23 protein-coding genes and 1 riboswitch are annotated in these 24127 nt (G+C 36.2%); of the genes, 19 read left to right on the top strand and 4 right to left on the bottom strand.

What is annotated here, in order from left to right; translation table 11 throughout:
* Positions 1-168: 168 nt before the first annotated feature.
* Entirely contained in the window at positions 169-609 is a 441-nt protein-coding gene (locus HMPREF3031_RS01175) for a MarR family winged helix-turn-helix transcriptional regulator (RefSeq protein WP_023015420.1), read from the bottom strand.
* A 248-nt stretch (positions 610-857) separates the two neighbouring features.
* Here HMPREF3031_RS01175 and HMPREF3031_RS01170 point away from each other — a divergent pair, with 248 nt between their 5' ends.
* From HMPREF3031_RS01170 to HMPREF3031_RS01150, 5 genes are all read left to right on the top strand, one after another.
* A complete protein-coding gene (locus tag HMPREF3031_RS01170; RefSeq protein ID WP_002481478.1) occupies positions 858-1787 on the top strand; it encodes a CobW family GTP-binding protein in 930 nt (309 codons plus the stop codon).
* Between the two features lie 196 nt (positions 1788-1983).
* A complete protein-coding gene (locus tag HMPREF3031_RS01165; protein ID WP_002481479.1) occupies positions 1984-2892 on the top strand; it encodes an aldo/keto reductase in 909 nt (302 codons plus the stop codon).
* A 25-nt stretch (positions 2893-2917) separates the two neighbouring features.
* Positions 2918-3205 (top strand): hypothetical protein, encoded by a 288-nt coding sequence (locus tag HMPREF3031_RS01160; RefSeq protein ID WP_002481480.1) that lies wholly within the window; start codon positions 2918-2920, stop codon positions 3203-3205.
* Between the two features lie 190 nt (positions 3206-3395).
* Positions 3396-4334, top strand: coding sequence for a malate dehydrogenase (gene mdh, locus HMPREF3031_RS01155; protein ID WP_002481481.1), 939 nt, complete (start codon positions 3396-3398; stop codon positions 4332-4334).
* A 281-nt stretch (positions 4335-4615) separates the two neighbouring features.
* Positions 4616-6151: an SLC13 family permease gene (locus tag HMPREF3031_RS01150; protein WP_002481482.1), complete on the top strand. Its 1536-nt coding sequence runs from the start codon at positions 4616-4618 to the stop codon at positions 6149-6151.
* Positions 6152-6221: 70 nt separating this feature from the next.
* Here the strand turns inward: HMPREF3031_RS01150 and HMPREF3031_RS01145 are convergent, their stop codons facing one another.
* Positions 6222-6503 carry a hypothetical protein gene (locus tag HMPREF3031_RS01145; RefSeq protein WP_002481483.1) on the bottom strand — a complete coding sequence of 94 codons (282 nt, stop codon included), beginning with the start codon at positions 6501-6503 and terminating at the stop codon, positions 6222-6224.
* A complete protein-coding gene (locus HMPREF3031_RS01140; RefSeq protein ID WP_002481484.1) occupies positions 6500-7117 on the bottom strand; it encodes a DUF1361 domain-containing protein in 618 nt (205 codons plus the stop codon). Before HMPREF3031_RS01140 ends, HMPREF3031_RS01145 begins: the two co-directional genes overlap by 4 nt.
* Before the next feature lie 286 nt (positions 7118-7403).
* On the opposite strand from HMPREF3031_RS01140, the gene norA reads away from it, so the two are divergent.
* The 13 genes from norA (at position 7404) to HMPREF3031_RS01075 (ending at position 20358) form a co-directional block, all read left to right on the top strand.
* A complete protein-coding gene (norA, locus tag HMPREF3031_RS01135) occupies positions 7404-8573 on the top strand; it encodes a multidrug efflux MFS transporter NorA (RefSeq protein WP_002481485.1) in 1170 nt (389 codons plus the stop codon).
* 133 nt (positions 8574-8706) lie between these two features.
* Positions 8707-8812, top strand: a riboswitch (SAM riboswitch).
* A gap of 94 nt (positions 8813-8906) precedes the next feature.
* A complete protein-coding gene (locus HMPREF3031_RS01130; protein ID WP_002481486.1) occupies positions 8907-9719 on the top strand; it encodes a MetQ/NlpA family ABC transporter substrate-binding protein in 813 nt (270 codons plus the stop codon).
* A 15-nt stretch (positions 9720-9734) separates the two neighbouring features.
* Positions 9735-10688, top strand: a complete 954-nt coding sequence (locus HMPREF3031_RS01125) for a lactate/malate family dehydrogenase (protein WP_002481487.1) — start codon at positions 9735-9737, stop codon at positions 10686-10688.
* 343 nt (positions 10689-11031) lie between these two features.
* Entirely contained in the window at positions 11032-11373 is a 342-nt protein-coding gene (locus tag HMPREF3031_RS01120) for a hypothetical protein (protein ID WP_002481488.1), read from the top strand.
* A gap of 93 nt (positions 11374-11466) precedes the next feature.
* On the top strand, positions 11467-11955 hold the full coding sequence (gene ybaK / locus HMPREF3031_RS01115) for a Cys-tRNA(Pro) deacylase (protein WP_002481489.1): 489 nt from the start codon (positions 11467-11469) through the stop codon (positions 11953-11955).
* A gap of 130 nt (positions 11956-12085) precedes the next feature.
* A complete protein-coding gene (locus HMPREF3031_RS01110; RefSeq protein ID WP_002481490.1) occupies positions 12086-12844 on the top strand; it encodes a DeoR/GlpR family DNA-binding transcription regulator in 759 nt (252 codons plus the stop codon).
* 4 nt (positions 12845-12848) lie between these two features.
* Positions 12849-13763, top strand: a complete 915-nt coding sequence (gene pfkB, locus HMPREF3031_RS01105) for a 1-phosphofructokinase (protein ID WP_002481491.1) — start codon at positions 12849-12851, stop codon at positions 13761-13763.
* A 13-nt stretch (positions 13764-13776) separates the two neighbouring features.
* The gene (locus HMPREF3031_RS01100) at positions 13777-15720 is read left to right on the top strand and encodes a PTS fructose transporter subunit IIABC (RefSeq protein WP_002481492.1); all 1944 of its coding nucleotides are present in this window, start codon (positions 13777-13779) and stop codon (positions 15718-15720) included.
* Between the two features lie 414 nt (positions 15721-16134).
* Entirely contained in the window at positions 16135-17523 is a 1389-nt protein-coding gene (locus HMPREF3031_RS01095; RefSeq protein ID WP_002481493.1) for a hemolysin family protein, read from the top strand.
* Between the two features lie 193 nt (positions 17524-17716).
* Positions 17717-18145 carry a DM13 domain-containing protein gene (locus HMPREF3031_RS01090; RefSeq protein WP_002481494.1) on the top strand — a complete coding sequence of 143 codons (429 nt, stop codon included), beginning with the start codon at positions 17717-17719 and terminating at the stop codon, positions 18143-18145.
* Between the two features lie 40 nt (positions 18146-18185).
* Complete coding sequence (locus HMPREF3031_RS01085; RefSeq protein WP_002481495.1) at positions 18186-18659, top strand: DoxX family membrane protein; 474 nt, start codon at positions 18186-18188, stop codon at positions 18657-18659.
* Positions 18660-18672: 13 nt separating this feature from the next.
* The gene (locus HMPREF3031_RS01080; RefSeq protein ID WP_051036002.1) at positions 18673-19323 is read left to right on the top strand and encodes a response regulator transcription factor; all 651 of its coding nucleotides are present in this window, start codon (positions 18673-18675) and stop codon (positions 19321-19323) included.
* Positions 19324-20358 carry a HAMP domain-containing sensor histidine kinase gene (locus HMPREF3031_RS01075; RefSeq protein ID WP_002481497.1) on the top strand — a complete coding sequence of 345 codons (1035 nt, stop codon included), beginning with the start codon at positions 19324-19326 and terminating at the stop codon, positions 20356-20358. It abuts the gene before it with no gap.
* Between the two features lie 171 nt (positions 20359-20529).
* On the opposite strand, the gene scdA is transcribed toward HMPREF3031_RS01075, so the two are convergent.
* Positions 20530-21225, bottom strand: a complete 696-nt coding sequence (gene scdA, locus HMPREF3031_RS01070; protein WP_002481498.1) for an iron-sulfur cluster repair di-iron protein ScdA — start codon at positions 21223-21225, stop codon at positions 20530-20532.
* 512 nt (positions 21226-21737) lie between these two features.
* On the opposite strand from scdA, the gene HMPREF3031_RS01065 reads away from it, so the two are divergent.
* Entirely contained in the window at positions 21738-24041 is a 2304-nt protein-coding gene (locus HMPREF3031_RS01065; protein WP_031262615.1) for a nitric-oxide reductase large subunit, read from the top strand.
* Positions 24042-24127 lie beyond the last annotated feature (86 nt).

Here is a 24127-nt window from a genome sequence, read left to right as displayed (position 1 = left end):
ACTCAAAAGATAAGCACACTGAATCCAATGCTGAGAAGTAAAATGAAGAAATAGAAAAAGCGGTTGAGACCTCTATGACAGAAGTCTCAACCGCTTTGTTTTTGCTTTATTTAAAAGTGAAAAAACTAAAAATGCAAGTTATCACTCTAATTTTAATGGCATTCGAAATTATGAGTTTTGCTTAGTTAAAGAATCAATCAGTTTATCTAATAAACGATTCAATTCTTTTTCTTCTTTTTTGTTTAATCCTGAGATATCGCCTAAGTGGTTACAAGCACCGCCTAAATCTTCTTCAATCGCTTCGCTCTTTTCAGTTAAGTGAACAAACACTTCACGTTGATCGACTTCAGAACGCTCTCTTTTGATTAAATCTACTTGTTCCATTCTTTTTAAAAGTGGGGATACTGTACCAGTATCTAATGCAAGTTCAGTAACGACTTTCTTCACATTAACTGGTGATTCTTCCCATAAAATTGTTAATACTAAAAACTGCGGGTAAGTTAATTTGTACTTCTTAAAAACGTTATTTGAATAGTAGCGATTTACTTGTCTTTGAGCGTTGTACAAACTAAAGCATAAACGTCCGCCTAAATTAAGTTTTTCAGTCATAAGTTCTCCTCCAGACATTCTATCCGTTATATTTTTCTGTGTACCGGAATTCGTTCCGTCTTGTTGTGAAAGTTTGAGCAGTGACAAAAATGGAAATTTTATCTATTTTGTCGACTCCTCACAAGCCATGTTAAAATTAAAGCATGCATTGATTTTAGAAGATATCTTGCATTAAATCAAGTTGTAACATAATATAATATGTCCATTAATGATTGTACCATTAAGTCCTTTAGAAATGAGTGTTAAAAATGGAACGAAATAATAATAGTAAATTATCTATTTGTATTGTAACAGGTTTTCTAGGAAGCGGTAAAACGTCTTTCCTTAAATATTATACTGAGCAATTATTAAAAAGAGATGAGAAAATCACTGTAATTATGAACGAATTTGGTGATTTCGATGTCGATAGTAAAATTTTAGGAGATAAAGTTCAAACGATTTCCTTGCAGAACGGATGTGTCTGTTGTGATTTACAACAAGACCTTATCGCGCAACTATCAGCAATAATCAATCAAAATCAGTCACAATTCGTCATTATTGAAGCCACAGGGATTGCACATCCACTTCAACTCATCCAAGCTTGCTATGATCCATTGCTTACTGACTATGTTAATCCGCCGCTTGTGGTCGGTTTAGTTGATGCACCTAGATTTTTACATCGTGCGGATTATTCTGAATCAACGCAAGCATTGATGGAAGAACAGCTTGCAGTCAGTCAAACGCTGATTGTCAATAAGACAGATTTAATCAGCCAAGATGAGCAGCAAGTGCTGATCGAAGCTTTAAAACAAATCAATTCGAATGATGCCATCTATTTTACAACCTATGGTCAAGTCAATATTGATGAATTGCAGGCATTAGAGCCAGTCAATATGAAGCCAAAACACCAACATTTACATCACCATGGTATCAGCTCAATTGCGTATACCTTTACTTCGCCTATAGATAGACAAATGTTTTACCAGTTTATCTTACGTTTGCCAGACAACGTCTATCGTTTGAAAGGTTATGTAAGATTCAGAGATGCACCAGAAACAACGTATTTATTCCAATTCGCCAATGGGCTGCCAGATTACGAGCCGATTCAAGATGAGGTGCAAAAGACTATTGTATTGATTGGTGAACAACTCGATAAAGAGCGTTTACGCAATCAATTAGATGCATTGCAGTTCACTTGAAAATTGACGTGCATATCAAGGTAACACTATAATGAATACAACGTTTAATAGTACAAGGAATTTGTAGGGAATACAATACTAAAATATTTTAATCCATTATGCATCCCTACTACACTATAGTGAACCTCATTTTTAAATTTAGCAAGCGCTAACATAAGTTGTAATAAAAATGAAATGAGTGAGAGGGGTAAACGCAATGGATCGTGTTAAAATCAATCGTAACGTAACTTATTCAAAAATGATTCAAGGTTTTTGGAGATTAAATGATTGGCAGATGACAACCCAAGACTTAAACCGTTATTTGCACCAGTTAGTCGAATTAGGTGTAACGACAATGGACCATGCAGATATTTATGGTGATTATCGTTGTGAACAGTTATTCGGAGAAGCATTGGCTTTGTCACCTGAACTCAGAGACCAAATTGAATTAGTTTCGAAATGCGGTATTATCTTGCCGACCGATCAATTCGCACAATTTGATGGCCATCGTTACGATTTAAGCAAACAACATATTGTAGAAGCGGTGAACCGTTCATTGCAGAATCTACAAACAGACACACTTGATACGTTGTTGATTCATCGTCCATCTCCGCTCATGGATCCAAATGAAGTCAGAGATGCACTTGATGTTTTAGTAGAAGCAGGTAAAATTAAATCATTCGGTGTTTCTAACTTTAATAACACACAGTATGATTTGCTGAACCAAGGTATTAAATCACATAAACTGCATATCGCAGTGAATCAACTAGAAGTTTCACCGTATCATGCAGCACCTATTTATGATGGAACAATTGATCATATGTATCGAGATGACGTTAAGATTATGGCATGGAGTCCGCTTGCAGGCGGTAAATTACTGAATGTAGAAGATGCTAAATCTAAACGTGTCATGTCTATCATCAGCCCACTTGCTTATAAATATAATGTGGCTCCAGCCAGTATTGTCACAGCGTGGTTGGTGAAACATCCAGCTACGATAATGCCAATCATGGGTACAAGTCAAATTGAACGTATGCACGATGCGGTAAAAGGGTTAGAACTGACTTTAACAGATCAAGAATGGTTTGATATTTATGTTGCAGTCTTAGGTCAAGACATCCCTTGATAAGTGAAATAAAGGAGAATAAGAAATGAATTCAGAAGAACAATCACGTGCGCGCATGCGCTTTGAACGTAACCTTATCGTCTTTCCATATATTATTTTTGCGATTATCGTCTTTTTCTTTACAACGATTTTTTCAGCACCAACTGTTGTACTGACATTATTCGGTATTTTCTTTATCTATAACGCAGTGTTATTATTCGTTGCGTTTATTAAGCATTACACACGTACGATGATTTTATTATTAGTGTTAACAATCTTCGTCGGTCTCATGTTTACCATCTCAGCAACTGCGCAATTTGCGGGCAGATACTAAGCAATTAAATAAGTAAAATAACTCCCTCTATAAGTGTTTTTCAACACTCTATATAGAGGGAGTTTTATATTGTCATAAAGAATTCAAAAGAAATGAAAACGTTTTCTTTATTAATAGGACTAGCTTTGATATTCTTAAAGTAAATAAGAATGTATAAAGAAAAATAAATTCGTATTGAGGGGGATTCAAGATGGGGAAAAGAAAAGTCGCAATTATTGGTGCAGGTCATACAGGTGCAACCTTAGCATTTATGTTAGCTGAAAAAACTTTAGCAGATGTGGTGTTATTAGATAAACCTGAAAATGAAAAGCCAGCACGCGGCAAAGCGTTGGATATTTCGGAAAGCGGACCGATTTTCAATTTCAACAACAAAATTAAAGGGACATCTGATTATCAAGATATTACTGGTTCAGATATTGTGGTGATCACTGCAGGTGTCGCACGTAAACCTGGGATGAGTCGTGATGATTTGATTCAAATTAATGAATCGGTAATGGCACAAGTGACAGAGGGTATTAAAACTTATGCGCCGGACAGCACGATTATCGTGTTGACGAATCCTGTGGATGCGATGACATATGCAGTATATAAATTGTCAGGTTTCCCTAAAAATCGTGTGTTAGGGCAATCAGGTATTTTAGATACAGCACGTTATCGTACATTTATCGCAGAAGCATTAGATGTTGCGCGTACGGACGTTTCAGGATTAGTACTAGGTGGCCACGGAGATACAATGGTACCGTTATTAAGTACGACTACAGTAGGTGGTGTGCCAATCACTGAACTATTGGAACAAGATAAAATCGATGCGATTGTGGACCGTACGCGTAAAGGCGGAGCTGAAATTGTCGGCTTGCTTGGCAACGGTTCAGCTTATTATGCGCCAGCCGCTGCGATTTTTGAAATGGCTGCAGCGATACTTAAAGACGAAAGACGTGTATTACCTGCAATTACGTATTTAGAAGGCGAATATGGCTTTAATGATATTTGTTTAGGTGTTCCGACATTAATCGGTGAAAATGGTGTCGAACAAGTCATTGAAACAAAACTTTCTGATGATGAAAAAGCACAGTTAAAAGCTTCAGCAGATGCGGTAGAAGAAGTAAAAAGTGCTTTAAAATATTCATAAACTATGTGGTAAAGTAAATTATTATATATTGGAACAGGAGACGGACGATTCTAAAGCGTTCGTCTCTTTTTTGTACTTTCTCGTTTTATTGTGAAAAAATCTACAAATTTTCGAATAACCCTCTTTTTGTAACCGCATTCTTGTTATAATGGACTTGAAAATGATTAAATATTTCGAAAAATGGTGAACGCATGTATGGGACTGGATAAGCGTACCGTCTTTTCAAATATTTAAAATACGTACTTCTTGAGTACACTAAGCAAATAAGGGAGGAAATCAATATGGCAAGAAAGGAAGCATCAGTGAAATCTGACAAGAAGCAAAAGGGTGTGAAGCCGCTATGGATTATCATCAGTTTTATCGTATTGATAGCGATTGTGTTGATACCAGTGAGCGGTATTCCGGTAATGGCTAAAATGTCACTTGCGATTTTAGCCTTTGCGGTCATTATGTGGGTGACGGAAGCGGTCTCTTATCCAGTATCCTCAACGATGATTGTAGCTTTGATCATACTATTATTAGGATTTAGTCCTGTACAAGATTTAGCAGAAAAACTAGGGAACCCTAAAGCAAATGGTGCCGCTTTACATGGTGCGGATTTATTCGGAACAGGCAATGCTTTGAAGTTAGCATTCAGTGGTTTCTCAACTTCAGCAGTTGCTTTAGTAGCAGCAGCACTATTCTTAGCAGCTGCCATGCAGATTACTAATTTGCATAAACGTTTAGCATTATTGGTCTTATCGATTGTGGGTAATAAGACCAACCGCATTGTGGCGGGTGCAATTATAGTATCTATTATTTTAGCGTTCTTCGTACCATCTGCGACAGCGCGTGCCGGTGCAGTTGTTCCTATTTTGTTAGGGATGATTGCGGCGTTTAAAGCTTCTAAAGAAAGTAAGCTTGCAGGTTTATTAATTATCACTGCAGTACAAGCAGTATCTATTTGGAATATCGGTATTAAGACAGCAGCTGCTCAAAATATCGTTGCAGTCAATTTTATCAACCAAAGTTTTGGTCATGATATTTCATGGGGACAATGGTTCTTATATGCAGCACCTTGGTCTATTTTAATGTCGATTGCACTTTACTTCATTATGTTGAAAGTTATGCCGCCAGAACAAAAAGAAGTGAAGGGCGGTAAAGAATTAATTCAGAAAGAATTAAATAAATTAGGCCCAGTGTCACCACGTGAGTGGCGTTTGATTGTGATTTCTGTTTTATTATTATTATTCTGGTCAACTGAGAAAATATTACATCCGATTGATTCATCTTCAATCACTTTAGTTGCGATGGCAATTATGTTAACACCTAAAATTGGTGTGATGAGTTGGAAAGAAGCGGAGAAACATATTCCATGGGGAACAATTATTGTCTTTGGTATTGGTATCTCACTCGGAAACGTATTATTAAATACTGGCGGTGCGCAGTGGTTAAGTGATAAGACGTTCGGTTTAATGGGCTTACAACATTTACCATTGATTGCGACAATCGCATTGATTACTTTATTTAATATCTTAATTCATTTAGGTTTCGCAAGTGCAACAAGTTTATCTTCTGCTTTGATTCCAGTCTTTATTTCTTTAACGGCAACATTACATTTAGGCGATCAAAGCATCGGCTTTGTGTTGATCCAACAATTTGTAATTAGTTTCGGTTTCTTATTACCAGTAAGTGCACCACAAAACATGTTAGCTTATGGTTCAGGTACATTTACAGTTAAAGACTTCTTGAAAGCAGGTATTCCATTAACAGTAGTAGGTTATATCTTGATTCTGATCTTCAGTTTCACATACTGGAAATGGTTAGGTTTAATATAAAATCATAATGAATTCAAAAAGACGATGGCATCAAGTCCATCGTCTTTTCTTTAGAAATAACATGTAGGTTTTAGTATTGCCATACAAAGAAACACACATAAAGTGCTATATATTCTACGAACGTTAAAAGATACATATATTTCAAACGTAGCTTTACATTGAATGGTACTTCCCAATTCGGATACTTTTGTTCAAAATAAGCAATTTGAAGCAAGTAGATACCGATACCTAATGGCAGTAGCATTAAACCGATACTGACAAGAAATGAAAAACCAATTTCATGGATAAAGTGTCCGATAATCAATTGGATAACTATCAGTACCGCAATAAATACAAGAAGTTGCATTGTCATTTTGCCATGCGCACTCCTTTCACCATGATCAATATCATTGCTTGTAGCAAGGTCATAACGAATAAGAAGAAAAGACCTTTCGCGTCTAAGAATTGAACAACATCTCTGATAATAGAAAGTGGTTGAGTGACTAAGTAGACACTATGGAATCTCAAGAATCGTCCCATCGCAATTCCTAAACTATTCGCAAACATTAAGCCAATGACGATAATGTAATTGAATAAAGGTTTATTGGTTAAATGGAATAACTCAATGTTAATCAAAATATAACAATAAACTGCAAAACAGACGCCACCGACTAAGAAGGTAAAGTACAACCATTCTATAGGTCTGACCCCTTCCATAATCGTAAATGCAAATTGGTTAAGATGGATAAGGTCTGTCACCATATAAAAGGTATTCGGGAAGATTAAGACAAAGATTGCTGCGAAAACAATAAATAGCGGCCATTCGAAACGTCGCTTCGGTATAAATAGCTTAAGTAACCAAACGAGTTCAAAAGGAATATATGCTAAGAATAAGTTTAATGCCATGAATTGGTAAAATTGATTTAAAGGCAATGTCAGCAGCATTAATATCACAAATAATATGCGTGCAATATAACGTGATTGCATTTCAAAGTCCTCTCTTTAAACATCCCTGTTAACGGATGGATTATCTGAAAACAACAATACTCGTGTTTCAGACGTATTTAGATGAATATATTACAGGTTTTCAGCCTAGATATCAATTAAAAGTATAGCATTTAAAAGACATGTTAAGCATAGAAAAAAGAAATGAGGGAAGAATTAGACTAAAATAATTCAATATTATTTGATTGAGCCGCAGAATAACTATGGTGTATAATAGGTAGTCACGAAAAATTTGACTGAATCAAACAACGCAATAAAGGAGGAAATCATGAGTAAGCAATTAATCACCTTATATTTTAATATTTTTCTAGTCTTCTTAGGTATCGGATTAGTTGTACCGGTGTTACCCGTCTATTTAAAGGACTTAGGTTTAAATGGAAGTGATTTAGGTATTCTTGTTGCGGCCTTTGCGTTAGCGCAAATGGTAATTTCGCCATTCGGAGGCAACTTAGCTGATAAATTAGGGAAGAAATTAATTATTTGTATCGGTTTAGTATTATTCGCTGTTTCTGAGTTCATCTTTGCGATGAGCAGCAACTATCCGCTTTTGATTGTTTCAAGAATTATCGGTGGTTTCAGTGCAGGTATGGTAATGCCTGGGGTTACAGGTATGATCGCAGATATCTCACGTCCTGAAGATAAAGCGAAAAACTTCGGCTATATGTCAGCAATTATTAACTCCGGCTTCATTTTAGGACCTGGCTTTGGCGGCTTTATGGCAGAGTTCTCTCACCGTTTGCCATTCTACTTCGCTGGGAGCCTAGGTGTCGTAGCATTCTTTTGTTCTTTATTCTTTATCCAAGGTGCAAAACGCGAAACGACAGATGGTTTCCATACAGTTATCGAACCGCAAGATTTAGCTAAAATTAATATCAAAGCTTTTATTACCCCGGTAATCATTACGTTCGTTTTAGCATTCGGACTTGCAGCATTTGAAACACTTTATCCATTATATACTGCAGATAAAGAACATTACGCGCCAAAAGATATTTCTATCGCGATCACAGGCGGTGGCTTAGCAGGTGCGATCTTCCAAATCTTCTTATTCGATAAATTTATGAAGTACTTTAAAGAATTAACATTTATACAATTATCACTGCTTTATTCAGCAATTATGTTGTTTTTATTGATTGTTGCACATCATTACTGGTCAATTATGATTATCAGTTTTATAGTATTTATCGGTTTTGATATGATACGTCCAGCTATAACGAATTACTTCTCGAATATTGCGGGTAATCGTCAAGGGTTAGCAGGAGGCTTGAACTCTACCTTCACAAGTATGGGGAACTTCGCAGGCCCGCTCGTTGCAGGTACATTATATGATGTGAACTTAGAATTTCCATTGTATATGTCCGTGACAGTCATGTTATTAGGTATTGTGATTATTATGGTTGAGAAGACCATTAGAAAAAGCAGAAAGCTGAAACAAAGTTAAATTATGATATAGAAAGTGTGCTGTTGTGCTTACAACAGCATGCTTTTAATATTTATTTATCTGAAAAATTTGAAAATGACATTGACGAAATGTGTCACTGGTGGTAACCTTAATACAATTCAATCAAATAGAACTCTTATCAAGAGAGGCGGAGGGATGTGCCCGACGAAGCCCAGCAACCATCGTGTAAACGAAGTGGTGCTAATTCACAAAAAGTCATAGACTTTTGAAGATGAGAGAAAGAATGAAAGCTTTCTCTTATTTTAATGAGAAGGCTTTTTTCTTTTGGTAAGGGTGATTTGATAAATATTACATAGGGATGGTGCAGTGGAAATGAAGAAAGTAAGTAGTTTAATCGGGTTATTGGTATTACTGGTCGTACTCGCAGCGTGCGGCAAAGGTGGAGACAAGGAGAAAATCACAGTAGCAGCTTCTCCAGCTCCGCATGGTGAGGTATTAGAACATGCGAAAAAAGCTATGAAAGATAAAGGGTATGATTTAGAAGTTAAAGTCGTTAATGATTATAAAGTACCTAATAAATTATTAGATAAAGGAGACGTGGATGCGAACCTTTTCCAACACGTTCCTTATTTAAAGGCTGAAAGAAAGTCACATGGTTATAAAATTGAAGAAGTCGGTAAAGTCTTCACAACACCAATGGGTGTTTACAGTAAAAAATATAAAAACATCAAAGATATTCCAAAAGGTTCAACAATCTATGTTTCAAACAACCCCGCTGAAGAAGGACGTTTCTTATCTTTCTTCGTTAATGAAGGATTGGTTAAAATCAAAGATGGCGTGAAAATTGAAGATGCGAAATTCGATGACATTGTTGAAAATAAAAAAGATTTAAAATTCAATAATCAACAAGGTGCAGAATTCTTACCAAAAACATATAAAAGCGGTGAAGGTGCTGCTGTTATTATGAACTCAAACTATGCGATTGATAATGGTTTAACACCTTCGAAAGATGCGATTGTGATGGAAAATGAATCATCACCATTTGCGAATATTTTAGCAGTTAAAGAAGGTCATAAAGACGATAAAAAATTCCAAGAACTCATCAAAGTATTACAGTCTAAAGACATGAAAGAATTCATTAAGAAAGAATACGGTAAAGACGTAATACCATATGAAGCGAAGTAAAGGAGTCGAATGAATATGGCTAAATTAGGAATTATTGGTGTAGGACGTGTAGGCAGCCAAGTCTTAACAGATGCACAATATTTAGGACATTTTTCAGAAATTGTCGTGATTGATACGAATGAAAACTTAGCACAAGGTGAAGTGTTGGATCATCATCATATACAAGGTTTGAATCATACACATCGCACAAAAATTCATGTAGGCAGTTATCAAGATATAGTGGATGCGGATGTGGTGATTGTGTCAGCGAGTGCGGCTTCGACACCAGACATGAAAGATCGTACCTTACTCACTAAAGCGAATAGCGTTATTGTGAATGATGTGTTTAGACAATTATCAGCTGTGACGAAAGAAGCTATCGTCATTTTAATTTCAAATCCAGTGGATGCGATGACGTATCTTGCACATCAAGCAGGCTATCCATCTGATAAAGTGATCGGTACAGGTACCATTTTAGAGTCAGCACGTTTTCGTACTTTAATTGCTGATCACTACAATGTGGATCCTAAAGATGTAGAAGGTTTTGTATTAGGAGAACATGGTTCACATTGTGTGCCAATCTGGAGTCGCGTGCGTATTCATGGGATTGAATTACCAGAATTTGAACAATTAACGGGTCATGCGCCAATTGACCGCGGAGCGATTTCTACGGCAATTGACGAAGTCGCGTTTGATGTCTTTAAGAAAAAAGGTTGGACAAACTCAGCGATTTCAAGAGCGGCTGTTCAACTTGCACAGTCGATTTTATTTGATGAACATAGTATTGAACCCGTCAGCGGATTAGTTCAAGGTGCTTATGGATTAGTCGATGGTGCATTAAGTTTATTGACACTGGTTGATAGAAACGGTGTGAAACAGCGTTTGCCGATTGAATTGTCTAATGAAGAACAAAAACAATTGGAAGCGGCACATAACTTCATTCAAACTGCGATTGAACAGGGCGAAGCGGCAATTCAAGCACAAGTATAACCGTCATATAAACGAGCAATCTAACATCAGGTTGCTCGTTTTATTTTTGTAATAATTCTTTGATAATCATACTCAATCGTAATATATTGTCATACAAGACGCTGCTTTGTCATTTTATGAGTATGATAAAAAGAGAATATAATTTAATTTAACTTCTGAAAGACAGTTAAAACACTATTGAAAGCTCTTACACAATTCAACTTTATCTCACTACATTTCGTGTCGGTTCTGTTACATATGTTACGTATATTACATTTGGTTTAAATAGCTTACTACCTACCAAAATGTCATGTTTTTTATGTTAATATTGAAATCACGAAATAGAGGTTAAGAGGTATTAGGAATGAGAGCGTTTATTTTATGGGTGTCCGCTGCCATTCTTTCATGTTGTTTGATTTTCTTATTAGTATTAGTCACAAATGAAAATGAACTCGCAAAATTCCAAAATGGAGTATCTACATTTATGCAAAGTGACAAACAGGTCTCATCTGATCATTCAGCCTCAGATGCACCGCCAACATATCGTAAAGCGGCAGGGGGACCATCAACACAACATGCAGACGCAGCGCATAAGAGTGAAGCTGAATCTAGTTCATTATTTGTGATTTCATTAACGTCCATCACAAATGAATTAAGCCATCAATGGCTTCAGCATTTTCCAAAACAAGGCAGTTATGACAACTGAACTCACTTATAGAGTTGAAGTTATGTCAGAACGCCTTGTTTTTTTATGTCATGATTTGTGTTCGCATGCTATATTAAGAGTGAGGTGAACGCAATGAAACAGAAGAAAACAAATGCGATGCGTATTTTAGATCGCGAAGGCATCGATTATGAAATGCGTACATTTAAAATGGGTAAAGATCATATTGAAGGACAAGAAGTCGCAAAACTAATTGATGCTAATCCGGATCAAGTGTTTAAAACACTCTTATTTATTAACAATAATCACGACCCGTATGTGTTTGTGATTCCAGTAGAACATCATTTAGATATGAAACATGCGGCACAAGCAGTAGATGAAAAGAAACTGCATTTGCTTCCGCTAGATGAGTTGACGAAAGTAACAGGTTATATTCGTGGCGGTTGTTCCCCAATTGGTATGAAACATCTATTTCCAACAGTGATTGACCAATCCGCGCAACAACATGAGAAAATATTTGTAAGCGGAGGTCTGCCTGGTGTCCAAATGGGTGTGAATGTTTCAGAATTAATTCAAGCAACGAAAGCAAAAGTAGCGGATGTTGCGACACATGAAGCAAATTAAGATGAGCAGTGTTGATGAGCATTTGCTCATCTTTTTTAATAGTTTATGATTGTTTTTGAATGATTTTGAAAGTTTTTGATTGAAAATGATTAAGAAAGCGCTTATAATAAAGAAGAAATGAGGTGGCGATATGATAACGCAGAAACGGTTTGAACTAATCATACAACTATTAAAAGAAAAAGAATTTTTAACACTACAAGAAATAATTGATTTAACAGGATGCAGCGCTTCGACAATTCGCCGAGATTTATCTAAGTTACAAAAAATGGGTAAATTACAACGCGTTCATGGCGGTGCCACGCTCAAAACAACAGCCTTGAGTGAACCGAAAATGTCAGAGAAGAAAGAACGTAATTTACAAGAAAAACGTGAAATCGCAAAAATCGCAGCTGCACAAATTGAAGACCGTGATTGTATTTATATTGATGCAGGGACATCGACTTATGAAATGATAGAACACATTACAGCACAAGAAATTGTCGCAGTTACTAATGGATTAACCCATGTCGAAGCATTATTACAGCGTGGAATTAAAACGTTGATTATTGGCGGAGATGTAAAAGCAAGCACATTAGCTTCTGTCGGACCGCGAGCGATTGAAACTTTGAAACATTATCATTTTGATAAAGTTTTCATCGGCATGAATGGGATGAATACAGAAGGTAAATTGACAACACCAGATGAACAAGAAGCTTATGTGAAAGAAACTGCAATGAAAGTGGGACATCATATTTTCGTCTTGCTTGATAGTTCTAAATTCGGACCTACGTATTTTGCATGTGTCAATGTACCGAAAGATGTACCGTTTGAAATTTTGACTTCAGCAAAAGCGCTAAAACGTTCAGATATGAAAGCATATCGCAACCATTATTCGATAAGAGGAGTGTAATAAAGTGATCTATACAGTAACTTTCAATCCATCGATTGATTACATTATGAAAGTAGACACGTTTCAAGAAGGCGGACTTAACCGTGCGAAAGAAACGTATAAATTTGCAGGAGGCAAAGGGATTAACGTTTCGCGTGTGCTGAACACTTTAGAAACACCTTCGACTGCATTGGGATTTGTTGGTGGATTTCCTGGGAAATTTATCCAAGATGCTTTACAACAAGCTGGTATTAAAAATGATTTTATTGAAGTAGAAGAAGATACACGTATCAATGTGAAATTAAAATCAGGTCAAGAAACAGAAATCAATGCAGGTGGACCTACTATTTCAAATCAAGCGTTTGAAGCGTTATTAACACAAATTAAAAACACGAATGCTGATGACACTGTTGTTGTGGCAGGAAGTGTACCGAAAAGTATTCCTGATAATGCCTATGAACAAATTGCGAAAATCACACAAAAAACTGGCGCCAAATTAGTTGTAGATGCTGAAAAAGACTTGGTTGAGACTGTATTACCATATAACCCGTTCTTTATTAAACCGAATAAAGATGAATTAGAAGTTATGTTCAATACGCAAATTACTTCTGATAATGATGTAGTGACACACGGAAAAGCTATTCTTGATAAAGGCGCACAAGCAGTGATTGTTTCACTTGGCGGTGAAGGTGCAATTTATATTGATGCTGAATATTGTATTAAAGCTTCTGTACCAAAAGGCAATGTATTAAATACAGTGGGTTCTGGAGATAGTACTGTTGCAGGTATGTTAGCAGGTTTAGCACAAGGTTTTGATGTACATGAAGCATTTCGTAATGCCGTAGCCTCTGGAACAGCAACAGCATTCAGTCAAGATTTAGCAAACAAAGAAATGATAGAAAAAGTACGTTTTGAAATTGAATTAACGGACTTGAAATAGGAGTGAGAAAAATATGAGAATCACTGAATTATTAACGCGAGAGACAATCGCGATGGATTTAGATGCGACATCAAAAGAAGGTGTCATTGATGCTTTAGTAGATCAATTAGACCATGCAGGTATTTTAAGCGATGTCAAAGCGTTCAAAGAAGCGATTATGGCACGTGAAGGGCAAAGTACAACAGGTATCGGTGAAGGGATTGCGATTCCCCATGCGAAAGTTGACGCAGTGAAAAAGCCGGCTATTGCCTTCGGTAAATCAAAAGCCGGCGTAGATTATCAAAGTTTAGACGGACAACCTGCACACTTATTCTTTATGATTGCAGCACCTGAAGGCGGTGCACAAACACATTTAGACGCGTTAGCTAAATTATCTGGTGTCTTAATGGATGACGATGTCAGAAAAGCATTGTTAAACGCAGAAACACCAGATGAAGTTTTGGCAATTATTGATCGTGCAGACGATGAAGCACCAGATGAAGAAGAGGAAACAGCGCCAGTTGAAGCGAATAAAGACGCTGAATCCGAAGAGCCATATGTTATCGGTGTGACAGCATGTCCAACGGGTATTGCACATACGTATATGGCAAAAGATGCTTTATTGAAACAAGCGAAAAAAATGGGCGTCAAAATGAAAGTTGAAACAAACGGGTCAAGTGGTATTAAAAACCGTTTAACTACTGAAGATATTGATAAAGCACAAGGTGTTATTGTTGCAGCGGACGTGCATGTAGAAACAGATCGTTTCGATGGCAAAAACGTCGTAGAAGTTCCTGTTGCTGATGGCATCAAACGTCCAGAAGAATTAATCGACCTTGCTTTAGCAACTGACCGTACACCATTTAAAGCAAGAGAAGGCAGAGGTAAAGGTCAAGCAAGCGGTAAACAAGAAAAACAAAGTGTCGGCAAAACAATTTATAAGCACTTAATGAACGGTGTTTCTAACATGTTGCCACTTGTAATTGCCGGTGGTATTTTAATGGCAATTGTATTCTTGTTCGGACCAAACTCATTCGATCCGAAATCTTCAGAGTATAATGCATTTGCTGAACAATTGTGGAACATTGGTAAGAACAGTGCGTTCTACTTAATTATTCCAATTTTATCAGCATTCATCGCACGCAGCATTGCTGAAAAACCAGGTATGGCAGCTGGTTTAGTCGGCGGTATGTTAGCAATGAGCGGTGACTCTGGATTTATCGGCGGTATTATTGCCGGTTTCTTAGCAGGTTATTTAACAGAAGGCATCAAAGTGATGACGCGTCGTATGCCACAATCACTTGAAGGTTTAAAACCAACATTAATTTATCCGATTTTATCTGTCACTATTACAGGTCTGTTAATGGTTTATGTATTTAACCCACCAGCAGCTTGGGTGAACCATTTATTATTAAACGGTTTAAACAGTTTATCAGGAGCAAACATTATGTTACTTGGTTTAGTGATTGGTGCCATGATGGCCATTGATATGGGTGGTCCATTCAACAAAGCAGCTTACGTATTCGCAACAGCGGCATTAACAGAAGGTAACGCTGCACCAATTACAGCAGCTATGGTCGGCGGTATGATTCCACCGATTGCATTAGCACTTTCAATGTTGTTCTTTAAACGTAAGTTTACAAAAACACAACGTGGTTCAATTGTACCTAACTTTGTGATGGGTGCATCATTCATTACAGAAGGTGCTATTCCATTTGCGGCAGCTGACCCAATTCGCGTAATTCCGTCAATGATGATCGGCTCAGGTATCGGCGGTGCCATTGCACTTGGCTTAGGTTCATCTATCGGAGCACCGCATGGTGGTATCTTTGTTATCTTAGGTACTGACTTCTCCCATTCATTACAAACAATTCTAGCGATTTTAGTCGGCGCAGCCATCTCTGCAGTGATTTACGGTTTCATCAAACGTAAACCGACAGCAGACGAAATTGCCGCATCTGAATCAATGGATGAATAATGAGTTGAATTTTACGAGAATTTAGCGCATTATAGTAAAGGCGTGCTATTAGAAATGACACGCATCACGAATCTAATTTACTGTGGTAGGTAAATGTATATTCGAATAAACAGTTAAGAGAGAGACAGCCTGTTTATCGGGCTGACTCGCTTCTTAGCTGTTTATTTTTATTTGTAAAGAGGTATCATAAAATACCAAAAAAATAACTTGAATTCAGTCTGAAAAAATTACTATTTGAATGGTGATTATGATATGATAATCTTGTTAGATTTTACGCTAGTTGGGAGGTGTCGCTGTGGAAATGGGAAGGATGAACTAGGCATTTGTCACTTTGCTCAAAACGATGCGCTAAACATCATTGCCGTACATAGCGGCATATAACTTGGAGGTGAATCCCTAGCAATAGGGAACTAATTGGATAGTACGACCATAATAAACTTGTTAATATTTATATTTTTAATCGCACTGACTACTGTGTTTGTTGGATCAGAATTTGCTTTGGTGAAAGTCAGAGCTACTAAAATTGAAGAAATGGTTGCAGAAGGCAACGGCAGTGCGGCTGTCGTCAAGAAAATGATTTCAAATCTTGACTACTACTTATCAGCATGTCAGCTCGGTATCACTGTTACATCTTTAGGACTAGGTTGGTTAGGTGAACCTGTCTTTTCTAAATTATTACATCCTATTTTTGAACTGATACCGTTACCCGATGCTTTGAATACAACCATTTCAATCGTTATTTCATTCTTAGTTGTGACATATCTGCATGTAGTATTAGGTGAATTGGCACCTAAAACATTTGCGATTCAGCACACTGAGAAAGTTGCGTTACTTTATGCACGTCCGCTTTACTACTTCGGCTTAATCATGAAACCATTAATTTGGTTAATGAATGGTTCTGCACGAATGATTATCCGTCTATTTGGTATTGATCCAGATGAAAACAATGACGCGATGTCAGAAGAAGAAATTAAAATGATTATCAACAACAGCTATAACAGCGGTGAGATTAACCAGACAGAACTTGCTTATATGCAAAACATCTTCTCATTTGATGAGAGACAAGCGAAAGATGTCATGGTCCCAAGAACACAAATGGTCACTTTAAATGAACCTTTTACTGTAGACGAACTATTAGAGACACTTAAAGAATACCAATTCACTCGTTACCCAATTACAGAAGACGGCGACAAAGACCATATCAAAGGTTTTATTAATGTGAAAGAATTCTTGACAGAGTATGCTTCAGGCAAACCTATCAAGATTGCAAATTATATTCATGAATTGCCATTGATTTCAGAAACAACACGCATCAGTGATGCATTAATCAGAATGCAACGCGAACGTGTACACATCAGTTTGGTTATTGATGAATACGGCGGAACTGCTGGTATCTTAACAATGGAAGATATCTTAGAAGAAATCGTGGGTGAAATCCGTGATGAATTCGATGATAATGAAGTGAATGATGTGATTAAATTAAATGATGACACATACCAAATCAATGGTCGTGTGTTGTTAGAAGATTTAACAGATCAATTAGGTATCGAGTTTGATGACTCTGAAGATATCGATACAATCGGCGGATGGTTACAAGCACATAATACAAACTTACAGAAAAATGACTACGTCGATACGTATTTTGATCGCTGGATTATTTCAGATATTGAAAATCACCAAATCATCACAGTCATTTTAAAATATGAATATAACGCTGAACGTCAGTCTCTTTCAGAAGAAGATGAAGACGATGACAACAATAATAAAAGAAACAAAAGAGATAAAAAAGATAACGATGAATAATCGTAATACTGTCAAATCCCTTTTAGACCGTACTTAAAGTACTAGGTTTAAAAGGGATTTTTTAATGTTTAGACACAAATCCGACATGAATTGAAGTTATAACTTAGTTAATAAATAGTTAATGGTATGATATAAATCGCTCATTTATAATAAGCTTAATCATTACAAAAATAAAATGAAATGAGGGTTTATGATGAATAGTAAAACATATTTATTAGCTACTACACTTTTAGCAACAAGTATTACTTTAGCAGGTTGTAATAATGAAAAAGATGAACAGCCAAAAGAAAAAACAGAACAGACATCACATGAACATAAACACGATCACCATAAAGTGCTGACAGGTGAATTTAAATCAGGTGAAGAGGAAGTGTCTGGTCACGTTAAAATCGAAAATCACCAAATTAAGTTAACAGATTTTAAATCTGCGAAAGGTCCAGATTTGTACGTCTATCTGACAAAGGACGGCAATATTAAAGAGGGCAAACAACTAGAAATGGTCGACTACAATAAACCAACACAAACTTTCGACATCAAAGACGCTGACTTAGATCAATATAATGAAGTGACTATTTATTGTAAGAAAGCGCATGTTATCTTCGGTGCCGCAAAAGTAAAATAGAAGGTTAAAGTGATAATTCAACGAGAAGAGAAGTGATTTCATGAAACATTATCTACGTACGATTGAACTCGTAATTTTATTTTTAATTCGTATTATAGCCGGTGGCTACATTTTAGCTCAAGGTTGGGAGAAGTTAACAGGCGGTTTTAAAATAGAACCGCTGATCCCAGTTGTGATTAAGAATGAAGATTCTCCAGTGTGGTTCAAACTCTTTTTTGAACACATCGTCGCGCACAGTGCTCCCGTCTTTAATGTAATTGTACCTTTAGGGGAAATTGCGATTGGTTTAGGGTTAATATTAGGAATTCTGTCACATATTGCAAGTTTCTTTGGCGCCTTTGTTATGCTAAATTATATTTTATCAGATATGATATTTACGTATCCTGTTCAATTAGCACTCTTTATTATATTGTTAATGAATAAAAACTTATTAAAACAAATTTCATTGAGTGCTGTAATCGCATATATTAAAGAAAAAGGTGATACAAGACGTGAACACAATCTTAATCGTTGATGATGAACAAGACATGGTCGACATCTGCCAAACGTACTTCGAATATGAAGGTTATAAAGTATTAACTGCACATAATGGGGAAGATGCTTTGAACCAACTTGACCCATCAATTGATTTAATTATTTTAGACATCATGATGCCGAATGTAGATGGTTATGAAGTGATTAAGGAAATGAAACAACGACAACTGGACATTCCATTTATTTATATGTCCGCAAAAACAAAAGAACATGACACCATTTATGCTTTGACTCTCGGCGCAGATGACTATTTAAAGAAGCCTTTCAGTCCAAGAGAACTCGTGTTACGTGCGAATAATTTGTTGAGCCGCGTTAAGCGCAGTCAGTCAGCACAAACAGCTTTAACTTTTGATACTTTAAAGTTGAATGATCAACAAAAAAGTGTGGAAATTAATGGTGCTGTGGTGAACTTGAGAATTAAAGAATTTGAATTGTTGTGGTATTTAGCAACGCATGAAAATCAAGCGATATCTAAATCGCAATTGTTAGAAGAAGTATGGGGTTATGATTATTACGAAGATGCAAGTACAGTCAATGTACATATTCATCGCATCAGAGAAAAGTTCGAACAATTTCATTTCGATGCTTACACGATTACCACAGTATGGGGTCTTGGTTATAAGTTCGAAAGGAAAGCAGACTAAATGTTTTCAATCAGAACACAAGTGATTATCGGAGTATTATCTAGTGTATTATTGGCCTCTACCATCCTCGGTATTGCTTATAAACTGATGTTGTTCAATGGTCATACCACAGTGTTATTGACAATTAGCGCTATAGTATCGAGTTGTTTAACCTTATTCATCTGCAGTTTCTTTTTAACACCTCTCGTTCAAAAGATTAAACATTTCAATGTCAGAACGAAACAATTCGCAGATGGTAATTACGAAATGGAACCTACGCAGTTTACTTCACCGAGAGAAATTAAAGAACTGAGTCATTCCTTTAATAAAATGGCGCATGAGATTACTAAACAAATGGCACAAATCAAGTCAGAACAACAAGAGAAGTATGAATTGATTCAAAATTTAGCACATGATTTAAAAACACCGCTCGCTTGTATTATTTCGTATTCAGAAGCATTAAAAGACGGTGTCGTTCACTCACAAATAGATCGTCAGGAAGCCTATGACACCTTAATCAAACAATCTAATCGCCTATCCAAAATGTTTGACGAGTTAACGCATGTCGCAACATTAGATGCTCCGAATACTTATGTAGTGGAAATAATCCAAATTGATCAATTGTTATTGAATATACTCAATGGTTATGAACAACGTATGAAAATAGACAACAGACATTTAGAAGTGAAGTTTTGTGATAAGTTGACACCTTTCAAACAATATCCGCAACCGTTAGAACGTATCATTACGAACTTAATTGATAATGCGATGAACTTTTCGCCATCAGGTAGTCCAATTTATATTTGTCTTGCTGAAAGCGAAAAACATATCCAAATTTACATCAAAGATAAAGGCATCGGAATTGCGAAAGCAGATATTAAACGTATTTTTGAGCGTACTTTCAGAGTAGAAGATTCTAGAAATTACCATACAGGCGGTTCTGGTTTAGGGTTATACATCACACAAGAACTGGTGAAACAAATCGGCGGTACGATTCAAGTTGAAAGTGAACCTGAAGTAGGAACTACGATGATCGTATCTTTGCCAAAATTATAAAGCAGTAGAAAAGAAAAGCGTAGAAAGTAAAAGTAAGTATTACAGATAAAAGATAAGAACTAATCCCTAATGAATTAGAAAAGAAAAAACAGACAAGGTTGAAGATATAATCACATCTTCAACCTTGTCTGTTTAGTTTTATAAGATATTCACGCTAAATATAAAGTTAAATCAGCCTTGTTGTAATTGTTCGCGGCATTTTTCGAATAAAACGTGGTTTTCTAAATGTACGTGTTGTAATGTCGCATTTTCTAACGCAGCTAAACGAGTGTACACTAAACGCCATGTTCCGCAAGCTTCGATAGGCGGTTGGAAATCATTCGTAATTTCATCCATTCTACGTAACAAGTTACCTGTACTGTCATGATCTGCAGTTAAATCTTCGATAATAGCTTCTACGTTATCAACATTCTCACCATTCGCAAATGCGATAAGTTGAGGGAAGTCTTTTTCATCTTCTTTTTGTGTATGTTCTAACATGTTGTTTTTAAATGTTGTATATAAATCTTTTAATTCTAACAAGTAATCATGACTTGGACCGTGAACTTTTGCGAGTTTAGTCACATAAGGTGTTAAGTTTTTGAACTCTTCTTTCATTGGTTCGTGGTATGCATCTTGGATGTATTGAATTAAAGAAGGGATGCTTAAATATTTAGGATTTAAGCCTTGTCCTCCGGCATTTTGTTTACTTGCTTCATCAAGTTCAGCTAATAAATCTTCTAAAACAACTCTTTTTTTATCTTTCGCAGCTTCTTCAATAGAAACTTGGCCGCCACAACAAAAATCTATACCAGAACGTTTGAAGATATCAGCAGTTTTCGGATAGTCTGTCACAACGTTCGCTACAATATCAGTTTTAGTAATCATAATATACGCTCCTTTTCGACTCATCTCTATTATAAGAAGAATAGTGATAAATAAAAACAAAAAGTGTTCTAAATTAAAAGTATTATTGTAATCTTCATAAAAACTTCAAGGAAATTTATTATAAATTTACCCTGATAGAGACTAAAGTAACTCACAAAAGGAGTATTAATATTAAAATAAATGTCATAAAAATTACTTTAAACACTATAAGTGTAAATAGACTTTAAATCAATCGTTTGTGACAAATTTCTGAATAATTGAAAATGATTCCCAATATCAGTAGATTAATGAAAAATATTAAGAAGGAGAGACCATACCGCTTATTAAAATATTTGTAGAACACAAAGTTTGCTTAACAATAAACATATTAAAATAAAACTAAAATCGAAGAAAACAACAATTTATGTATAAATACATTTATGACAAAATTAAGAACTAATTGAGAATGATATTTACTATCAATTGCAGTAGGCGTATTCTGAAGTTGAGAGTCGAAGTTACTGAGGAGAGAAATCGGGATGAAAAATCCATACAGTAGATTGTCGAAGGTCTTAGTAACAATTTTAGTCGTCGTATTCGGTATTTTGCTAGCTGGTGGTTGGTTGATATTTAAAAATGAAGCGCCTCGTCCAACAAAAGTGGTGAACGAAAGTGGACAGACGGTCATTTCTAAATCCGAACTAATCAGTGGTCAAGCCATTTATGAAAAATATGGATTGACGGATTATGGTTCATATTTAGGAAACGGATCTTATTTAGGTCCTGATTATACTGCAGAAACATTGCATCATTATTTAAAAGGGATGCATTACTATTATGCTGAACATCTTTATGATAAACCTTTTAAACAATTAAACCAAATGCAAAAAGCAGGCATTGAAGACAAAGTTAAAAAAGAAATACGGGTGAATCGCTATTCAAAAGCTAAAGATGAACTTGTATTAACAGATGCACAAGTTGCAGGCTTGAATTATGTCAGAGATTATTATCATAAAGAGTTTGTGAATAATCCCAAGCAAGCAGGGTTACCACAAAATATGATTGATCAAATCAAGACAGATGATTATATGGTCAAAGGGAATAAAATTGAGCATTTGAGTGATTTCTTCTTCTGGGGTGCATGGTTATCTTCAACAGATCGTCCAGATAGAGATTTCTCATATACAAACAACTGGCCATTTGATGAACAAGCGGGTAATACAATGCCAAGTGAAGCATTGATATGGTCAGCAATTTCCGTTGCGATATTAGTCGCTGGTGTTGCGATTATTATTTACTTCCAAAGACGTTATCAATTCGACATGGAATCAACATATGATAGTGAACGTCGTTTACCTGAAATTAAAATTCAAGATACAATTTCATCAAGTCAGGCCAAAACAGCCAAATACTTTGTGATTGTGATGGTGCTGTTTTTAATTCAAATCTTATTAGGTGAATTAATGGCCCATTATTATGTGGAAAATGAATTCTTTGGTATTCCGCTTCAAAAACTATTCCCATTCAACATTGCGAAGACATGGCACTTGCAGTTGGTGATCTTCTGGGTCGCTACAACATGGCTTGCGACAGGGATCTATATTGTGCCGAGGGTGCTCGGTAAAGAGCCAAAACATCAAGGTAAATTAGTCGATATCTTATTCGTCGCATTATTGATTGTTGCTGGCGGTAGTATGATAGGTGAATGGGGCAATATTCTTGGCTGGATTAACGAAAAATGGTGGTTATTCGGTCATTTCGGTTGGGAATATATTGAGCTTGGTAAATTCTGGCAAATTCTATTTATCATCGGTATGGTGCTATGGATGATTATTTTAGCCAGGGGCTTCATCCCAGCGATTAAAGATGGCAGTGAACAACATCGTAAACGTTTAATCTTGCTCTTGTTTATTGGCGCAATCGCAATTCCAATGTTCTACTTAGCATCACTCTTTATTATGCCTAACTCACATGTCACTTTCGCAGATTATTGGCGTTGGTGGATTGTACACTTATGGGTAGAAGGCATCTTTGAAGCTTTTGCGGTTATTTTAATTGGTTTCTTAATGGTAGATATGAAATTAACGACAATACATTCTACAATTCGTGCATTGTACTTCCAAATCATTTTATTACTAGGTACAGGTATTGTAGGAATGGGGCACCATTATTACTGGCAAGGCGACCATTCAATTTGGTTAGCATTAGGTTCAAGCTTCTCTGCTTTAGAAGTTGTACCGTTATGTTTATTAATTTGGGAAGCTTACACCCATTATCGTGTTTATAAATTCAGTAAAATTGAATTCCCATACAAAGGTACATTCATCTTCTTAGCTTCTACAGGATTATGGAACGCAATTGGTGCGGGTGCACTAGGATTCTTGATTAATGCGCCAGCCATTAACTACTTTGAACACGGAACACAGTGGACATCTGCGCACGCACATGGCTCAATGGCCGGTGTGTATGGTATGTTCTCAATTGCGATTATGTTATATGTATTAAGAAGTATTACTAAACCTGAATTCTGGACGAAGAAAGTTGAAAAATGGATTTCTATTTCATGTTGGTTATTAAATATTGGTTTAGCTGGCATGGTTTTTATGACATTGCTTCCAGTAGGTTATATTCAACTTACAGATGCATTGAAACATGGTTACTGGCATGCAAGATTGACAGAGTTCTATCAAAAAGACTCAGTCTTTTGGTTATTATGGGGCAGATTGCCTTGGGACTTAATCTTCACAGCCGGTGTAGTTATTTTGCTTGTGATCACAGTTCGTGCAGTCATGCATCTTAAAAAAGTTAAAAATAATGAATATCAAAATAAAATCTGATAGACAGTAAATAGCTTTCACATAAGCGGAAAAAGTAAAAATAAGGACAGTACAGAGTTTCGCGCTCTGCACTGTCCTTTCGTTAT

It is taken from the genome of Staphylococcus sp. HMSC072B07, assembly GCF_001815505.1.
GTDB classification, from domain to species: domain Bacteria; phylum Bacillota; class Bacilli; order Staphylococcales; family Staphylococcaceae; genus Staphylococcus; species Staphylococcus simulans.
This window is presented reverse-complemented; position numbering and strand designations above follow the sequence as displayed.

Coding starts and splice junctions, on each gene's coding strand:
- HMPREF3031_RS01100 (WP_002481492.1), top strand. CDS start 13,777: ATGAGAATCACTGAATTATTAACGCGAGAGACAATCGCGATGGATTTA.
- HMPREF3031_RS01120 (WP_002481488.1), top strand. CDS start 11,032: ATGAGAGCGTTTATTTTATGGGTGTCCGCTGCCATTCTTTCATGTTGT.
- HMPREF3031_RS01140 (WP_002481484.1), bottom strand. CDS start 7,117: ATGCAATCACGTTATATTGCACGCATATTATTTGTGATATTAATGCTG.
- HMPREF3031_RS01160 (WP_002481480.1), top strand. CDS start 2,918: ATGAATTCAGAAGAACAATCACGTGCGCGCATGCGCTTTGAACGTAAC.
- mdh (WP_002481481.1), top strand. CDS start 3,396: ATGGGGAAAAGAAAAGTCGCAATTATTGGTGCAGGTCATACAGGTGCA.
- HMPREF3031_RS01165 (WP_002481479.1), top strand. CDS start 1,984: ATGGATCGTGTTAAAATCAATCGTAACGTAACTTATTCAAAAATGATT.
- scdA (WP_002481498.1), bottom strand. CDS start 21,225: ATGATTACTAAAACTGATATTGTAGCGAACGTTGTGACAGACTATCCG.
- HMPREF3031_RS01090 (WP_002481494.1), top strand. CDS start 17,717: ATGAATAGTAAAACATATTTATTAGCTACTACACTTTTAGCAACAAGT.
- norA (WP_002481485.1), top strand. CDS start 7,404: ATGAGTAAGCAATTAATCACCTTATATTTTAATATTTTTCTAGTCTTC.
- HMPREF3031_RS01175 (WP_023015420.1), bottom strand. CDS start 609: ATGACTGAAAAACTTAATTTAGGCGGACGTTTATGCTTTAGTTTGTAC.
- HMPREF3031_RS01150 (WP_002481482.1), top strand. CDS start 4,616: ATGGCAAGAAAGGAAGCATCAGTGAAATCTGACAAGAAGCAAAAGGGT.
- HMPREF3031_RS01125 (WP_002481487.1), top strand. CDS start 9,735: ATGGCTAAATTAGGAATTATTGGTGTAGGACGTGTAGGCAGCCAAGTC.
- HMPREF3031_RS01145 (WP_002481483.1), bottom strand. CDS start 6,503: ATGACAATGCAACTTCTTGTATTTATTGCGGTACTGATAGTTATCCAA.
- ybaK (WP_002481489.1), top strand. CDS start 11,467: ATGAAACAGAAGAAAACAAATGCGATGCGTATTTTAGATCGCGAAGGC.
- HMPREF3031_RS01080 (WP_051036002.1), top strand. CDS start 18,673: ATGGTCGACATCTGCCAAACGTACTTCGAATATGAAGGTTATAAAGTA.
- HMPREF3031_RS01110 (WP_002481490.1), top strand. CDS start 12,086: ATGATAACGCAGAAACGGTTTGAACTAATCATACAACTATTAAAAGAA.
- HMPREF3031_RS01075 (WP_002481497.1), top strand. CDS start 19,324: ATGTTTTCAATCAGAACACAAGTGATTATCGGAGTATTATCTAGTGTA.
- HMPREF3031_RS01130 (WP_002481486.1), top strand. CDS start 8,907: ATGAAGAAAGTAAGTAGTTTAATCGGGTTATTGGTATTACTGGTCGTA.
- HMPREF3031_RS01170 (WP_002481478.1), top strand. CDS start 858: ATGGAACGAAATAATAATAGTAAATTATCTATTTGTATTGTAACAGGT.
- HMPREF3031_RS01085 (WP_002481495.1), top strand. CDS start 18,186: ATGAAACATTATCTACGTACGATTGAACTCGTAATTTTATTTTTAATT.